Raw genomic sequence first — 13,677 nt, forward strand, 5'->3', positions numbered from 1 at the left:
ACCGTAGGCTGGGTTCGCGCAGCGACCCCAGCAAACCCCGCTGGGGTGCGCTCCGCGCAACCCAGCCTACGGGACGAAGGGCGCCCCGGACGTGACGGACGGGCGGAACTCCCTGCTTCCGCCCGCTCTCTACCGTCCAGCCATCCTCCCCAGGCGACAAATTCCGCCTCTTTCCCTTTTAAATCAACGCCTTAATTGGCAATCTGCAGAGATTGCCTCAAACTGAAAGGCCGTCCTGAGCGCCCTGGCGCCTGGAGAACGCCATGAAGATCCGCCACGCCCTGATTCCTTTCGCAGTCCTCGTCGCCGTTTCCGCTTCGGCCCAGACGGCCATCTATCGTTGCGGCAACACGTACACCAACGACAAGGCCGAAGCCCAGTCCAAGGGTTGCAAGCTGGTGGAAGGCGGCAACGTGACGGTGGTGCAAGGCACCAGGGTCAACGGCGCCAGCGCCCCCAAGGCGCCGGTCAACGTGGTCACGGCGCCGCAGGCCGGCCAGCGCGTGGGCGACGACGTGCAGAAGTCGCGCGACGCCGAAGCCCGCACCATCCTCGAGGCGGAGCTGAAGAAGGCCGAGGCCCGCCTGGCGGACCTGCGCAAGGAATACAACAACGGCGAGCCCGAGAAGATGGGCCCCGAGCACAAGAACTACCAGAAGTACCTGGACCGCGTGGCCGAACTCAAGTCGTCCATCGACCGCGCCGAGCAGGACGTCGCGGGCCTCAAGCGCGAGATCTCGCGCACTGGCAGCGGCAACACCACTTCTGCGAACCAGGCCAACACGGCCGCAAAATGAGGGCTTGAACAAGCCCCTCGCCCCCAACTTCCGCTTCCAGTCCTTCGACCTGCTGGCCACGCTCGTGGCCGTGGTGCGCGGCGACGGCACCGTGCTGTTCGCCAACGCCGCGCTCGAGGATGCCACCGGCTCCTCGCGCCGCACCATCGAAGGCGCCAGCTTCCTCCAGTTCTTCACCGAGCCGCACGTGCTGCGCACGGCGCTCGACGGCGCGCGCGTCAACGAGTACGCGGCCCTGCGCTACGACGCGCGGCTCGTGCGCCAGCAGGCCGAGCCCATGCCCGTGCACGTGGTGCTGGCGCAGACCGATGCGCCCGACGAGTTCATCGTCGAACTGCTGCCGCTCGAGGCGCAGGCGCGGCAGGACCGCGAGGAGCGCCTGATCGACCAGGCGCAGGCGAACAAGGAGCTCATTCGCAACCTCGCGCACGAGATCAAGAACCCGCTCGGCGGCATCCGCGGCGCGGCGCAGCTGCTGGAGATGGAGATCGATCCGTCGCTGAAGGAGTACACGCGCGTGGTGATCCACGAGGCGGACCGGCTGCAGACGCTGGTGGATCGCCTGCTGGCGCCGCATCGTCGTCCGCACGTGGTGGGCGACGTGAACATCCACGAGGTGTGCGAGCGCGTGCGCTCGCTGATCCTGGCGGAGTTCCCGCGGGGGCTGAAGGTCGTTCGCGACTACGACACGTCGATCCCCGAGTTCCGCGGCGACCGCGAACAGCTGATCCAGGCCGTGCTGAACATCGCGCACAACGCCTGCCAGGCCTTGTCCGATCGCATCGCGGCCGGCGATGCGCAGCTCACGTTCCGCACGCGCATCGGCCGACAAGTGACGTTCGGTAAGCAGCGCTATCGACTGGCACTGGAATTGCATGTCATCGACAACGGGCCCGGCGTGCCGGACTCGATCAAGGACCGCATCTTCTTCCCGCTCGTGTCGGGCCGGGAAGGCGGGTCCGGCCTGGGGCTGACGCTGGCGCAGACGTTCGTGCAGCAGCACCATGGCCTGATCGAGTGCGACAGCGTGCCGGGGCGGACGGATTTCAAGATCCTCGTCCCCTTGCCCTAGGAACGAGAACATTGCATCGAGGCTGAGCGAAGGACTACATGAAGCCGATCTGGATCGTTGACGATGACCAATCCATCCGCTTCGTGCTCGAAAAGGCATTGATGCGCGAGGACCTGCCGACGCGCAGCTTCACCAACGCGCGCGAAGTCCTGAGCGCGCTGGAAGCGGCGAACGACGAGGACGGGCCGCAGATCCTGGTGAGCGACATCCGCATGCCGGGCGGCTCGGGCCTCGACCTGCTCACGAAGGTGAAGGAGAAGCATCCGGGGCTGCCCGTCATCATCATGACGGCCTTCTCGGACCTCGATTCCGCCGTCTCCGCCTTCCAGGGCGGCGCCTTCGAATACCTGCCCAAGCCCTTCGACCTGCCCAAGGCGGTGGAACTGATCCGCCGCGCGGTGGAGGAGAGCCAGCGCGAGGAGGTGGCGGAGCAGAGCATGGCCGCCGCCCCCGAGATGCTGGGTCAGGCGCCGGCGATGCAGGACGTCTTCCGCGCGATCGGCCGGCTGTCGCAGTCGAACGTGACGGTGATGATCACGGGCGAGTCGGGCTCGGGCAAGGAGCTGGTGGCGCGCGCGCTGCACAAGCATTCGCCGCGCGCCAACGGGCCGTTCGTGGCGATCAACACCGCGGCGATCCCGAAGGACCTGCTGGAGTCGGAGCTGTTCGGCCACGAGCGCGGCGCCTTCACCGGCGCGCAGACCATGCGCCGCGGCCGCTTCGAGCAGGCCGAGGGCGGCACGCTGTTCCTCGACGAGATCGGCGACATGCCGTTCGATTTGCAGACGCGATTGCTGCGCGTGCTGTCCGACGGGCACTTCTATCGCGTGGGCGGCCACAACGCCGTGAAGGCCAACGTGCGCGTGATCGCCGCGACGCACCAGGACCTGGAGCAGCGCGTCAAGGAAGGCGTGTTCCGCGAGGACCTGTTCCACCGCCTGAACGTGATCCGCCTGCGCCTGCCCGCCTTGCGCGAGCGGCGCGAAGACATCCCGATGCTCGCGCGGCACTTCCTGCAGCAAAGCGCGAAGCAACTGGGCGTGGAGCCGAAGCGCATCTCCGATGCGGCGATCGAGCGCCTGATGTCTTTCAGCTTCCCCGGCAACGTGCGGCAGCTGGAAAACATCTGCCACTGGCTCACGGTGATGGCGCCGGCGCAGCTGATCGAACCGAAGGACCTGCCGCCGGAAGTGGGGACCGGCTCCTCCGCTGCCGCGGCTCCTCTCCCTCCCCCCCTGGGGGAGGGTCGGGGTGGGGGCACTCCGTCGCCCGCCATGGCCGCTCCTTCCGAGCCTGCCCCCATGGCTGCCCCGGCTCCCGCCCCCACCAACGGCTCCTGGGAGTCCGCCCTCGAAGCCGAAGCCCTGCAACTCCTCGCCAGCGGCCACCACGACGTGTGGGACATCCTCACGCGCCGCTTCGAATCGAAGCTGATCCTGACCGCGCTGCAGAACACCCGCGGCCGCCGCATCGAAGCCGCGCAGAAGCTGGGCATCGGGCGGAACACGATCACGCGGAAGATCCAGGAGCTGGGGCTGGAGTAGGGCGGGTGGCGAGGGGCGGGTGTTTGCTGGGGTGCGCTTCGCGCAACCCAGCCTACGGGGCCAGTCCGTTGCGGTTCGTAGGCTGGGTTGCGCGCAGCGCACCCCAGCTTTCCGCCCTGTCCCCTTACCTCACCCCAACTCCACCGTCACCGGCGCATGGTCGCTCGGCTTCTCCCACTTCCTCGGCGTGCGGTCGATCGTGCACGCCTTCACCAGTGCCTTCACGCCGTCGCTCACGAGGATGTGGTCGATCCGCAGCCCGCGGTTCTTCTGGTACCCGAGCATGCGGTAGTCCCACCAGCTGAAGCTCTTCTCCGGCTGCTCGAACATGCGGAAGCTGTCGGACATCCCCAGCCCCACCAGCCCGCGGAAGTGCTCGCGCTCCTCGCTCGTGTGGTGGATCGTTTCGCGCAGGCCGTCCGGGTCGAACGAGTCGCGGTCTTCCGGGGCGATGTTGAAGTCGCCCAGCAGCACCACCTTTTCGTTGGCGGCCAGCTCGGAGCGCACGTGCGCGCGCAGGCCGTCCAGCCACTTCATCTTGTACGCGAACTTCTCGCTGCCCGGCTCCTGGCCGTTCACGAAGTAGCCGTTCACCACGCGCACCGGCCCTTGCGGCGCACCGACGGTCACCGAGAGCAGCCGCGAATGTTCGTCCGCGAAGCCGTTGATGTTCTTCACGACCTCGCGCACCGGGTGCCGGCTCAGGACGGCCACGCCGTTGTACGTCTTCTGCCCGAACACCGCGCAGTGCTGGTAGCCGGCGTGCCGCAGCACGTCGAGCGGGAACTTGTCGTCGGTGAGCTTCAGCTCCTGCAGGCACAGCACGTCGACCGGGTTGGCCTTGGTCCAGTCCAGCACGTGCTGCAGCCGCGCCGTCAGCGAATTGACGTTCCAGGTGGTGATGCGCATGTCAGATGTGCAGCATGGCCAGGACGCCGATGCCCGCGCCGATCGCGCCGACGCCGAACATGCCCCATTCCAGCCATTTCTTCCTGGTGAGCAGCGCGATGGCCGCCAGTGCGATCGAGACCTGCAGCGCCGTGGTGGCCTGCGCCCAGCGATGGTGCAGGTGCATCTGGTCCTCGCTCTTCCTGTCCCAGTCCGTGGCCTCGGCTTCCAGCTTGTCGGCGGCGAGCTTGATCTCCGCCTTCTCCAGCTTGTAGCGCTCGATCTCCTTCTGGTACGCCGGCTTCCTGTCCTCGGCCACCAGCACCAGCGCGAGCTCCGCCAGGTTCTGCTTGCTGCTCTTGGACTGGTAGTAGTTCCACTGGTTGGACGCCTCGGTCTTCTTGATCGCGGCGTTGTTCTTGTACAGGCCGGCGTTCGCCTGCGTGGCGCCGCCCATGTACGCGAAGATCGCGCCCACCGTCGCCACGACGGCCGTGAACAGGGCGATCTGGTTGGTCATGCTGCCGCCGCCCACGCCGTGGTGCCCTTCGGCGGCGTGCTGCGCGGCGTGTTCGAGCTCGTGGTCGTGCGGGCCGTGCACGTGGAAATGTCCGCCTGACATGGAGTCCCTTTCGTATTCCTCTGCGGCGATTCTAGTCAGCGGCATGCGGCGCTTCTTCTTAATGTGCCGTTAAGCTGGGGCACCGAGCATCCGCCCCGACGCGTCTCCACAACGCGCGTCAGGAGGAGTTGGACATGGCAGGACTTTCCCCGGTGCCGGGGATCGCGCCCCAGGGCCTGCGGCTGCATGCCGCGGACGACCCGCGGCGCCCCGAGGTCGAGGATTTCATCCGCCGCGTGTACGCGGAGCGCTATGGCGCGACGCTCTCGCAGTTCGCCCCCATGCTCGTGAGCCTCGCGGATGCGCGCGGCGACGTCGTGGCGGCCGCCGGCTATCGCGCCGCGGGCACGGGCTCGTTGTTCCTGGAGCGCTACCTGGGCATGCCCGTGGAGCAGGCGCTCGCCGCCCGCGCCGGCGGGGAGCCCACGCGCGCGGACGTGGTGGAAATCGGCCACCTCGCCGGCGTGCAGGCGGGCGCGGGGCGCGAGCTGATCTTCCTGCTCGGTCCGCACCTCGCGCAGCAGCGCTTCCGCTGGGCGGTGGCGACGCTCACGCGCGAGCTGCTGCTGCTGTTCAGCCGCCTCGGCATCGTGCCGTTCGCGCTCGCCCCCGCCGATCCCGGCCGCCTGGGGCGCGAAGCCGCGCAGTGGGGCAGCTACTACCAGCACGAGCCCGTGGTGCTCGCGGGCGAGATCCAGCCGGCGCTGCGCCGGCTCGCGCGCAGGCAATTGCGCGGGGATGGAGCCCGCGCATGAACGCTGCCACCGTGCTCCAGGGTTCGAACTTCACCTGCACGCGCGAGGAACTCGACGCGCTCGTGGAAGTCTTCGCGCACACGCTGCGCGCGCGCCGCACGCGCGTGCTCGCCACGCTGATGGACAACGGGCCCGCCTGGGTCGTCGCGGACCTCGCGGCGATGCACGCCGGCGTGGCGCACGTGCCGCTGCCCGCCTTCTTCACGCCGGACCAGCTTCGCCACGCCCTGCAGGCGGCCGGCGTCGACACCGTGCTGGCCGCGCCCACGCTCGCCGCGCTCTGGCCGCAGGCCGCGCGCGAGGACCTGCAGCTCGCGGGCACCTCCTGCTCGCTGCTGTCGCTCCCCGCTGCGGCCGCAACGATGCCCGCCGGCACGTGCAAGATCACCTTCACGTCCGGGACGACTGCCGCGCCCAAAGGCGTGTGCCTGCGCGAAGAGGGCCTGCGTGCCGGGGCGCTGGGCGTCGCGCAGGCGCTGGCGCCGCTGGACATCCAGCGCCACCTGTGCGTGCTGCCGCTCGCCGTGCTGCTGGAGAACCTCGCCGGCGTGCTCGCGCCGCTGGCCGCCGGCGCCACGGTCATCGTGCCGCCGCTCGCGGACGTGGGGCTCACGGGCTCCTCCAGCTTCGACGTCGCCGTGTTCCATGGCGCGATCGAGCGCTGGCGGCCGCACAGCGTGATCCTGCTGCCCCAGATGCTGCGCGCCTGGACGGCGTGGTTGCAGGCCACCGGCCGCCGTGCGCCTGCGTCGCTGCGCATGGTGGCCGTGGGGGGCGCCGCCGTCGGCCGCAAGCTGCTCGCCGCGGCGCGCGACTGCGGCATCCCGGCTTACGAGGGCTACGGCCTCTCCGAAGGCGGTTCCGTGCAGACGCTCAACCTGCCCGGCGCGGACCGCCCCGGCTCCGCGGGCCGCCCGCTGCCGCACGCGCGCGTGCGCATCGCCGCCGACGGCGAGATCGAGATCGCCGGCACGCTCATGGCGGGCTACCTGGGCGACCCGCGCCTGGTGACGGAGTGGTGGCCCACCGGCGACCTGGGCAGCATCGACCCGCACGGCTTCCTGCACGTGGAAGGGCGCAGGAAGAACGTGCTGATCACCGGCTTCGGCCGCAACGTCTCGCCCGAGTGGGTGGAGGCCACCTTGCGCAGCGAAGGCCCCGTGGCGCAGGCCGTGGTGTTCGGCGAAGGGCAGCCGGCGCTCAGCGCCGTGCTGTGGCCCTTGCGCGCGGAAGTACCCGATGCCTCGCTCGCCGCCGCCGTGCAAGCGGCCAACGCGACCCTGCCGGACTACGCACGCATAGGCCACTGGGTCCGCGCTCGCGCGCCCTTCAGCGCCGAAGCGGGGCTCGCCACCGCCAACGGCCGGCCGCGCCGCGAAGCGATCGAGCTGCTCCACGCCGAAGCGCTCGCCGCCTCGCCCACCTTTTCATGAACGGGAACACGATGTCCTTCTTCCACCGCCTGGTCCGCGAGACCGAGGCCGCGCGCCAGGGGCTGCTCTCGGCGCCCATCATCCAGGGCTGCCTGCGCGGCGAGGTGTCCGTGCCCAGCTACGTGGCCTTCCTCACCGAGGCCTACCACCACGTCAGCCACACCGTGCCGCTGCTGCGGGCCTGCCGTGGCGCGCTGTCGCCGCGCCATGCGTGGCTGCGCGAGCCCCTCGACGAGTACATCCAGGAGGAGCAGGGCCACGACGCGTGGATCCTCGAAGACCTGCGCGCCTGCGGCGCCGACGCCGGCGCCGTGCGCGACGGCCCGCCCGGCATCGCCACCGAAGTGATGGTGGCCTACGCCTACGACACGATCGCGCGCCGCAACCCGCTGGGCTTCTTCGGCATGGTGCACGTGCTCGAAGGCACGAGCGTCAGCCTCGCGCTGCTCGCCGCCGACCGCATCCAGCAGGTGCTCGGCCTGCCCGACGCGGCCTTCAGCTACCTGCGCTCGCACGGGACGCTGGACCGCGAGCACACGGCGCACTTCGAGCTGCTCATGGACCGCATCGAGGATCCCGTCGACCAGCAGGCGATCATCCACGCCGCCCGCGTGTTCTACCGGCTCTACGGCGACGTGTTCCGCAGCCTGCCGCTGCCGCAGGTGCAGGTGCAGGAGCTCGCGGCATGAGGGCGAAGGACGCACGCGTCCTGCTGACGGGCGCCACCGGCGGCATCGGCAAGGCAGCGGCCCGCGCCTTGCGGGCGGCAGGCGCCCGCGTGATGCTTTCGGCGCGCTCGCCCGAGGCGCTGGTGGACCAGGCGAACGCGCTGCGCTCGGGCGGCGACATCCCGACGTGGGCCGCGGCGGACCTCTGCAACCCGCAGCAGGTGCAGCAGCTCGCGGCGGAAGCGGCCAGCTGGCGCTGCAACGTGGTCGTGCACGCCGCGGGCGTGCCCGCCTTCGGGCCGCTCGCGGGCGAGACGCCCGAGCACATCGCGTCCGTGGTGCAGGCGAACCTCGTCGCACCGATGCTGCTCACCCGCGCGCTGCTGCCGCACCTGCAGCGCCTGCCGGCCGCGCAGGTGATCTACGTCGGCTCGGTGCTGGGCGCGCTGGCGCTGCCCGGCTTCAGCGTCTACAGCGCCACCAAGTTCGGGCTGCGCGGCTTCGCCGAAGGGCTGCGCCGCGAACTCGCGCACACGGGCGTGCTGGTGCAGTACCTCGGCCCGCGCAGCACGCGCACCGCGTTCAACAACGCCGACGTCGAGGCCTACAACCGAGCGACCGGCACGGCGATGGACGACGTCGACATCGTCGGTGCGGCGCTCGTTCGCCTGCTCGAGGAGGAGCAGGCCGAACGCTTCCTCGGCTTCCCCGAACGCCTGGGCGTGCGCTTGAACGGCATCGCGCCCGCCGCCATGGACGGCAGCTTCCGCCGCCACGGCAAGAGCCTCGCCGACCTCCCGTCCCTGCAGGAAAGGACCGAACCATGAATCGCTTCACACTCTCGCGCCGCGTGCTGCTCGCCGCTGCGGCCGCGTGCGCCCTCCCGCTCGCCCATGCCGGCGCCGTCGAAGACGCCGTCACCCAGCTGCAGCACGAGTGGGAGGTGATCCGCTACCAGGCGCCCGCCGCCGAACGCGAGAAACGCTTCGAGACCCTTGCCACCAAGGCGCACCAGGTGAGCGGCGACTACGCAGGTCGCGCCGAGCCGCTGGTATGGGAGGGCATCATCGTGAGCTCGCTCGCGGGAGAGAAGGGCGGCCTCGGCGCGCTGTCACTCGTGAAGCAGGCGAAGGCACTGTACGAGCAGGCGATCCAGATCGACGGCAACGCACTGGAAGGCTCGGCGTACAACAGCCTGGGCGTCCTGTACTACAAGGTGCCGGGCTGGCCCGTGGGCTTCGGCGACAAGGCCAAGGCCCGCGAGCTGCTGCAGAAGGCGCTGGCGATCAACCCGCGGGGGATCGACCCGAACTTCTTCTACGGCGAGTACCTCGTGGAGAGCAGGAAACCCGAGGAGGCCGTGGCTTACCTGGAGAAGGCCATGCAGGCGCCGCCGCGGCCGGGCCGCCAGCTCGCGGACCAGGGCCGGCGCGAGGAAGCGCGCGCGCTGCTCGAGAAGGCCAGCGCCTCGGTCAACGCTCGTAAGTGACGAAGCTGTAGGCGAGGCCGCCCGCGCTCACGTGGCGCTCGCGCGCGGTCTCGCGCCAGCCGGGTCCGAGCTCCGGCGCGTGCACGTCGCCGGCGAAGTCGGCGTCGATCTCGGTCACCACCGCGATGTCCGCGCGCGGAATCGACAGGCGGAAGATCTCCGCGCCCCCGGTGACCCACACCGTCGCCGCATCGGCCACGAGCGCGAGCGCTTCGTCGAGCGAGCCCGCGCGTTCCGCGCCCGGCGCATGCCATTGCGCGTCGCGCGTGACGACGACGTTGCGCCGCCCCGGCAGCGGGCGGAAGCGCGGCGGCAGCGACTCCCAGGTCCTGCGGCCCATGATGACGGGCGCACCCAGCGTCGTGCGCTTGAAGTGCGCCAGGTCCTCTGGCAGGTGCCAGGGCAGCACGCCGTCCTTGCCGATGACGCCGTTGCGCGCGCGCGCGTAGATCAGGCCCAGTTTCATGCCGCGATTGTCGCAGCCTCACAGCACCGTGATCTTCTCCTGCGCGATGATGCGGCTGTACACCGCCTGGTCGGCCTGGATCTGCTTCGCCAGCTGGTCCGCGCCTTGCGCGACCAGGAGTGCTGGGGTTCGCTTCGCGAAACCCAGCCTACGTTGCGCCGCGGGGCCCGTAGGCTGGGTTGCGCCGCAGGCGCACCCCGGCATGCGTGGCTACGTCGCCTTGCGCATCCCGCAGGTATTGATGCCCAGCACGCGGTACAGCGGGCAGTAGCCGAGCAGCCCCGTCGCGAGCGGCACGATGCCGACCAGCCCCCACAGGCCGATCACCTGGAAGGCGACGAGCAGCAGCAGGACGACGCCGACGAGAACGCGCACGGCGCGGTCGACGGTGCCGACATTGGCCTGGAAAATGGGACGGGCCATGGAGTTTCTCCTGGGGTGGGACTCACCGGCAGGATAGGCCCCGGCCTCGCCGTCGCCTTGCGCTGCGTCAACTGGGCGCGAGGCGCGGCCTCAGACCGCGACCGGCGCCTTGATCGCCGCGTGGCACTGGTAGTCCAGCACCTCGAAGTCCTCGAACGCGTAGTCGAAGATGGACTCGGGCTTGCGCTTGATGTTCAGCGTGGGATACGGGAAGGGTTCGCGCGACAGCTGCAGCTCCACCTGCTCGTGGTGGTTGCTGTAGATGTGGCAGTCGCCGCCCGTCCACACGAAGTCGCCGACGCCCAGGTCGCACTGCTGCGCGATCATGTGCGTGAGGAGGGCGTAGCTGGCGATGTTGAAGGGAACGCCGAGGAAGATGTCCGCGCTGCGCTGGTACAGCTGGCAGGACAGCTTGCCGGGAGCCTGCCCCGGGCCCTGACCCGGGGCCACGTAGAACTGGAAGAACGCGTGGCAGGGCGCCAGCGCCATCTTCGGGATGTCCGCGACGTTCCAGGCGCTCACGATGATGCGGCGCGAATCGGGGTTCGTCCTGATCGCCCTGATCGCTTCCGCGATCTGGTCGATGTGGCCGCCGTCCGGCGTCGGCCAGCTGCGCCACTGCACGCCGTAGATCGGCCCGAGGTCGCCGCCTTCGCGCGCCCACTCGTCCCAGATCGTCACGCCGCGCTCGCGCAGCTTGTTGTTGTCGCTGGAGCCTTCCAGGAACCACAGCAGCTCGTGGATGATGGACTTCAGGTGCACCTTCTTCGTCGTGACGAGGGGAAAGCCCTCGTTGAGGTCGAAGCGCATCTGGTAGCCGAAGACGCTGCGCGTGCCGGTGCCGGTGCGGTCGGTCTTGGGCGTGCCATGCGTGTAGACATGGCGCATGAAGTCTTCGTACTGCGATCGGACGGGGCGGGGCGACGTCATGGGGCCATTATCGCGCGCGGGCAAATCTCACGACCGTGGCGGATTTCCTGCTTCCGGGCGATGGGCAGGCGCGAGCGCCGCTGCCAGAATCCGCCGCTTTCCAGCAATGAGAAACATTCCATGAGCCGCTTCCTCGTCGTCATCGTCCTTGCCCTGGGCCTCGCCGCGCCCGCCGTCGCGGAGGACTTCACCCGCTATGCGCTCAGCGTGGCCACGATCCAGAAGGTGCAGTCCGCCAGCAAGGAGATCGAGAAGAAGGTCGGCAAGAAGTACGAGGACAACAAGGCGGACGAGAACATGGACGCCGCCAGGTTCGCGAAGTTCGTGGACTCGGTGCCCGAGGCGAAGCCGATCCTGGCGAAGCACGGCCTGAGCAGCAAGGAGTTCGCGCACGCGAGTTTCGCGATGATGGAAGCCGGCCTGTTCGTGATGCTCACGATGGACCCGAAGGCCGACCAGAAGGAAGCTGCGAAGCTGATGGCGACGTATCCGGCGGAGACGCGCGCCAACATCGAGCTGCTGCGGAGGAACCCGCAGTTGCTGAAGTAAGTGCCGCGGCGACCGGCTTGCTGCGGCAGGAGCGAGGCAGAGGTAGCTGGGGTTCGCGTTCGCGAAACCCAGCCTACGTGCCCGCGCCGCACCTCGTAGGCTGGGTTGCGCGAGAGCGCACCCCAGCGACCCGCGTCAGCGCGGGACCACCCGCGCCGCACCTCGTAGGGTGGGTTGCGCGAGAGCGCACCCCAGCGACCCGCGTCAGCGCGGGACCACCCGCGCCGCACCTCGTAGGGTGGGTTGCGCGAGAGCGCACCCCAGCGACCCGCGTCAGCGCGGCACCACCCGGCCCGGGTTCAGGATGTCCTTCGGGTCCAGCGCCTTCTTCAGCGCCTGCATCATCCCGATCGCCACCTTCGACTTGTACTCCGGCAGCTTGCCGACCTTCAGCCCGCCGATGCCGTGCTCCGCGGAGATGGAGCCGTCGAAGCGCTTCACCTGGTCGTAGACCAGCGTGTTCACGCGCTCCTCGTGCTCGCGCAGGAAGGCCTTCATGTCCCCGCCCTCCGGCGCCTGCACGTTGTAGTGCAGGTTGCCGTCGCCGAGGTGGCCGAAATTCACCAGCCGCACGCCGGGGATCTCCTTCTGCAGCAGCGCATCGGTCTCGGCGCAGTACGTCGGGATGCGCGACACGGGCAGCGAGATGTCGTGCTTGATGTTCAGGCCTTCCTCGGCCTGGGCGAGGGGGATGGACTCGCGGATGTGCCACAGGCCGTGCGCCTGCGCGATGTTCTCGGCGACCACGGCGTCGGCCACGCAGCCGTCTTCCAGCGCGGTCTCCAGCAGGCGCTCGAAGGCGCCGCGCGCATGCTCCTCCGACTCCGTGTCGGAGTTCTCCAGCAGCACGCAGTAGGGGAACTCGCGGAACAGCGGCACGCGCAGCTGCGGGTAGTGCTTGTCCACCAGCGCCAGCGCAAACTGTCCCATCACCTCGAAACCGGTGAGCCCGGCGCCCAGGTGCTTCTGCGCGAGTCCGAGCAGCTTCACCGCCGCTTCCAGCGACGGCACGGCGGCCCAGGCGGTCAGCGTCGCGGCGGGCAGCGGGTACAGCTTCATCGTGGCGCCGGTGATCACGCCCAGCGTGCCTTCGCTGCCGATGAAGAGGTCGCGCAGGTCGTAGCCGGTGTTGTCCTTGCGCAGGCCCGACAGGCCGCTCCAGACCTCGCCTTGCGCCGTCACGACTTCCAGGCCCAGGCACAGCTCGCGCGTGTTCCCGTAGCGCAGCACCTGCGTGCCCCCGGCGTTCGTCGCCAGGTTGCCGCCAATCGTGCAACTGCCTTCGGCCGCGAGGCTGAGCGGAAAGAGCAGCCCGGCCTGCTCCGCCGCCTGCTGCAGGTTCTGCAGCACGCAGCCGGCGTCGACGGTCATCGTGAGGTTGGCGGGATCGATGCCGCGCACCTTGTTCAGGCGCGTGAGGCTCAGGACGATCTCGCGCCCGGATTCGTCCGGCACGCCGCCGACGACGAGGCCGGTGTTGCCGCCTTGCGGCACGAGGGGCGTGCCGCTCTCGGCGCACGCGCGCACGACGGCGGCCACTTCCTCCGTCGACCCGGGCCGCACGACGGCCAGGGCCTTGCCGCGCGTGCGCTTGCGCCAGTCCTGTTCCCAGGCGCTCAGGTCGCCGTCGGTGAGCACGTTCGCGGCGCCGACGGCGGCGCGCAGGCGGTTCAGGAATTCTTCGTTCATTTCAAGCTCCGCAGGCGCAGGCGCACGTGCAGGGCGCAAGCGGCGAAAAGGATCAGGGACAGGGCGATTTCCGCCGTGGCGGGCCAGCCTTCATTGAAGCGCACCACGCCTTCCATGAAGTAGGGCCACACCAGCAGGCTCACCCAGCGGTAGGTGTACATGCGCCGCTTCAGCAGGCCGGTGACGGGCACGCACAAGGGCAGCACCTTCACCACCCAGAGGCTGGGCCGCGCGGGGAGCCACAGCTCCCAGGCCAGCGACAGCACGATCAGCCCCAGCACGCTGGCCACGGCGACCCAGCGGGTGGCCTCGACGGCCGGGGGAACTGCGACTTCAGTGCTCTGCATGGGGA

The 13,677-nt window shown here is 69.6% G+C and carries 17 protein-coding genes; 9 read left to right on the top strand and 8 right to left on the bottom strand.

What is annotated here, in order from left to right; all coding sequences use genetic code 11:
* Positions 1–263: 263 nt before the first annotated feature.
* Genes H8N03_RS18230 through ntrC form a run of 3 tightly spaced genes read left to right on the top strand, consistent with a single transcriptional unit; the run spans position 264 to position 3,413 of the window.
* Positions 264–797: a hypothetical protein gene (locus H8N03_RS18230; protein ID WP_187077632.1), complete on the top strand. Its 534-nt coding sequence runs from the start codon at positions 264–266 to the stop codon at positions 795–797.
* A gap of 4 nt (positions 798–801) precedes the next feature.
* Entirely contained in the window at positions 802–1,869 is a 1,068-nt protein-coding gene (glnL, locus tag H8N03_RS18235; RefSeq protein WP_187077633.1) for a nitrogen regulation protein NR(II), read from the top strand.
* Between the two features lie 38 nt (positions 1,870–1,907).
* Positions 1,908–3,413, top strand: coding sequence for a nitrogen regulation protein NR(I) (gene ntrC, locus H8N03_RS18240; protein WP_187077634.1), 1,506 nt, complete (start codon positions 1,908–1,910; stop codon positions 3,411–3,413).
* Positions 3,414–3,542: 129 nt separating this feature from the next.
* Here ntrC and xth read toward each other — a convergent pair whose 3' ends face one another.
* Both xth and H8N03_RS18250 read right to left on the bottom strand, forming a co-directional pair.
* Positions 3,543–4,322 (bottom strand): exodeoxyribonuclease III, encoded by a 780-nt coding sequence (gene xth, locus H8N03_RS18245; protein ID WP_187077635.1) that lies wholly within the window; start codon positions 4,320–4,322, stop codon positions 3,543–3,545.
* Position 4,323: 1 nt separating this feature from the next.
* Positions 4,324–4,923, bottom strand: a complete 600-nt coding sequence (locus tag H8N03_RS18250) for a DUF4337 domain-containing protein (protein WP_187077771.1) — start codon at positions 4,921–4,923, stop codon at positions 4,324–4,326.
* A gap of 134 nt (positions 4,924–5,057) precedes the next feature.
* Here H8N03_RS18250 and H8N03_RS18255 point away from each other — a divergent pair, with 134 nt between their 5' ends.
* From H8N03_RS18255 to H8N03_RS18275, 5 genes are read left to right on the top strand one after another with little or no spacing between them, the layout of a single operon-like run.
* Positions 5,058–5,678 (top strand): thermostable hemolysin, encoded by a 621-nt coding sequence (locus H8N03_RS18255; protein ID WP_187077636.1) that lies wholly within the window; start codon positions 5,058–5,060, stop codon positions 5,676–5,678.
* A complete protein-coding gene (locus H8N03_RS18260) occupies positions 5,675–7,111 on the top strand; it encodes an AMP-binding protein (protein WP_187077637.1) in 1,437 nt (478 codons plus the stop codon). Before H8N03_RS18255 ends, H8N03_RS18260 begins: the two co-directional genes overlap by 4 nt.
* A gap of 11 nt (positions 7,112–7,122) precedes the next feature.
* On the top strand, positions 7,123–7,800 hold the full coding sequence (locus H8N03_RS18265) for an iron-containing redox enzyme family protein (RefSeq protein WP_187077772.1): 678 nt from the start codon (positions 7,123–7,125) through the stop codon (positions 7,798–7,800).
* Entirely contained in the window at positions 7,797–8,606 is an 810-nt protein-coding gene (locus H8N03_RS18270) for an SDR family oxidoreductase (protein WP_187077638.1), read from the top strand. Before H8N03_RS18265 ends, H8N03_RS18270 begins: the two co-directional genes overlap by 4 nt.
* Positions 8,603–9,268, top strand: coding sequence for a TRAP transporter TatT component family protein (locus H8N03_RS18275; protein WP_187077639.1), 666 nt, complete (start codon positions 8,603–8,605; stop codon positions 9,266–9,268). Before H8N03_RS18270 ends, H8N03_RS18275 begins: the two co-directional genes overlap by 4 nt.
* On the opposite strand, the gene H8N03_RS18280 is transcribed toward H8N03_RS18275, so the two are convergent.
* The 4 genes from H8N03_RS18280 to H8N03_RS18295 all read right to left on the bottom strand — a co-directional run bounded on the left by H8N03_RS18280 (position 9,252) and on the right by H8N03_RS18295 (position 11,087).
* The gene (locus tag H8N03_RS18280; RefSeq protein ID WP_187077640.1) at positions 9,252–9,734 is read right to left on the bottom strand and encodes a dihydrofolate reductase; all 483 of its coding nucleotides are present in this window, start codon (positions 9,732–9,734) and stop codon (positions 9,252–9,254) included. The genes H8N03_RS18275 and H8N03_RS18280 overlap by 17 nt on opposite strands.
* Positions 9,735–9,752: 18 nt before the next feature.
* On the bottom strand, positions 9,753–9,938 hold the full coding sequence (locus tag H8N03_RS18285) for a hypothetical protein (protein ID WP_187077641.1): 186 nt from the start codon (positions 9,936–9,938) through the stop codon (positions 9,753–9,755).
* A 6-nt stretch (positions 9,939–9,944) separates the two neighbouring features.
* The gene (locus tag H8N03_RS18290) at positions 9,945–10,157 is read right to left on the bottom strand and encodes a YgaP family membrane protein (RefSeq protein WP_187077642.1); all 213 of its coding nucleotides are present in this window, start codon (positions 10,155–10,157) and stop codon (positions 9,945–9,947) included.
* A 90-nt stretch (positions 10,158–10,247) separates the two neighbouring features.
* Positions 10,248–11,087: a thymidylate synthase gene (locus H8N03_RS18295; RefSeq protein WP_187077643.1), complete on the bottom strand. Its 840-nt coding sequence runs from the start codon at positions 11,085–11,087 to the stop codon at positions 10,248–10,250.
* Positions 11,088–11,207: 120 nt separating this feature from the next.
* Between H8N03_RS18295 and H8N03_RS18300 the strand changes: the two genes are divergently transcribed.
* Positions 11,208–11,636: a hypothetical protein gene (locus H8N03_RS18300; RefSeq protein WP_187077644.1), complete on the top strand. Its 429-nt coding sequence runs from the start codon at positions 11,208–11,210 to the stop codon at positions 11,634–11,636.
* Between the two features lie 273 nt (positions 11,637–11,909).
* Here H8N03_RS18300 and H8N03_RS18305 read toward each other — a convergent pair whose 3' ends face one another.
* Both H8N03_RS18305 and H8N03_RS18310 read right to left on the bottom strand, forming a co-directional pair.
* Positions 11,910–13,325, bottom strand: a complete 1,416-nt coding sequence (locus tag H8N03_RS18305; RefSeq protein WP_187077645.1) for an FAD-binding oxidoreductase — start codon at positions 13,323–13,325, stop codon at positions 11,910–11,912.
* Entirely contained in the window at positions 13,322–13,672 is a 351-nt protein-coding gene (locus tag H8N03_RS18310; RefSeq protein ID WP_187077646.1) for a DUF2069 domain-containing protein, read from the bottom strand. The genes H8N03_RS18305 and H8N03_RS18310 overlap by 4 nt, the downstream gene beginning before the upstream one ends.
* Between the last annotated feature and the right edge of the window lie 5 nt (positions 13,673–13,677).

This window comes from Ramlibacter cellulosilyticus (genome assembly GCF_014297465.1).
Lineage (GTDB): Bacteria > Pseudomonadota > Gammaproteobacteria > Burkholderiales > Burkholderiaceae_C > Ramlibacter > Ramlibacter cellulosilyticus.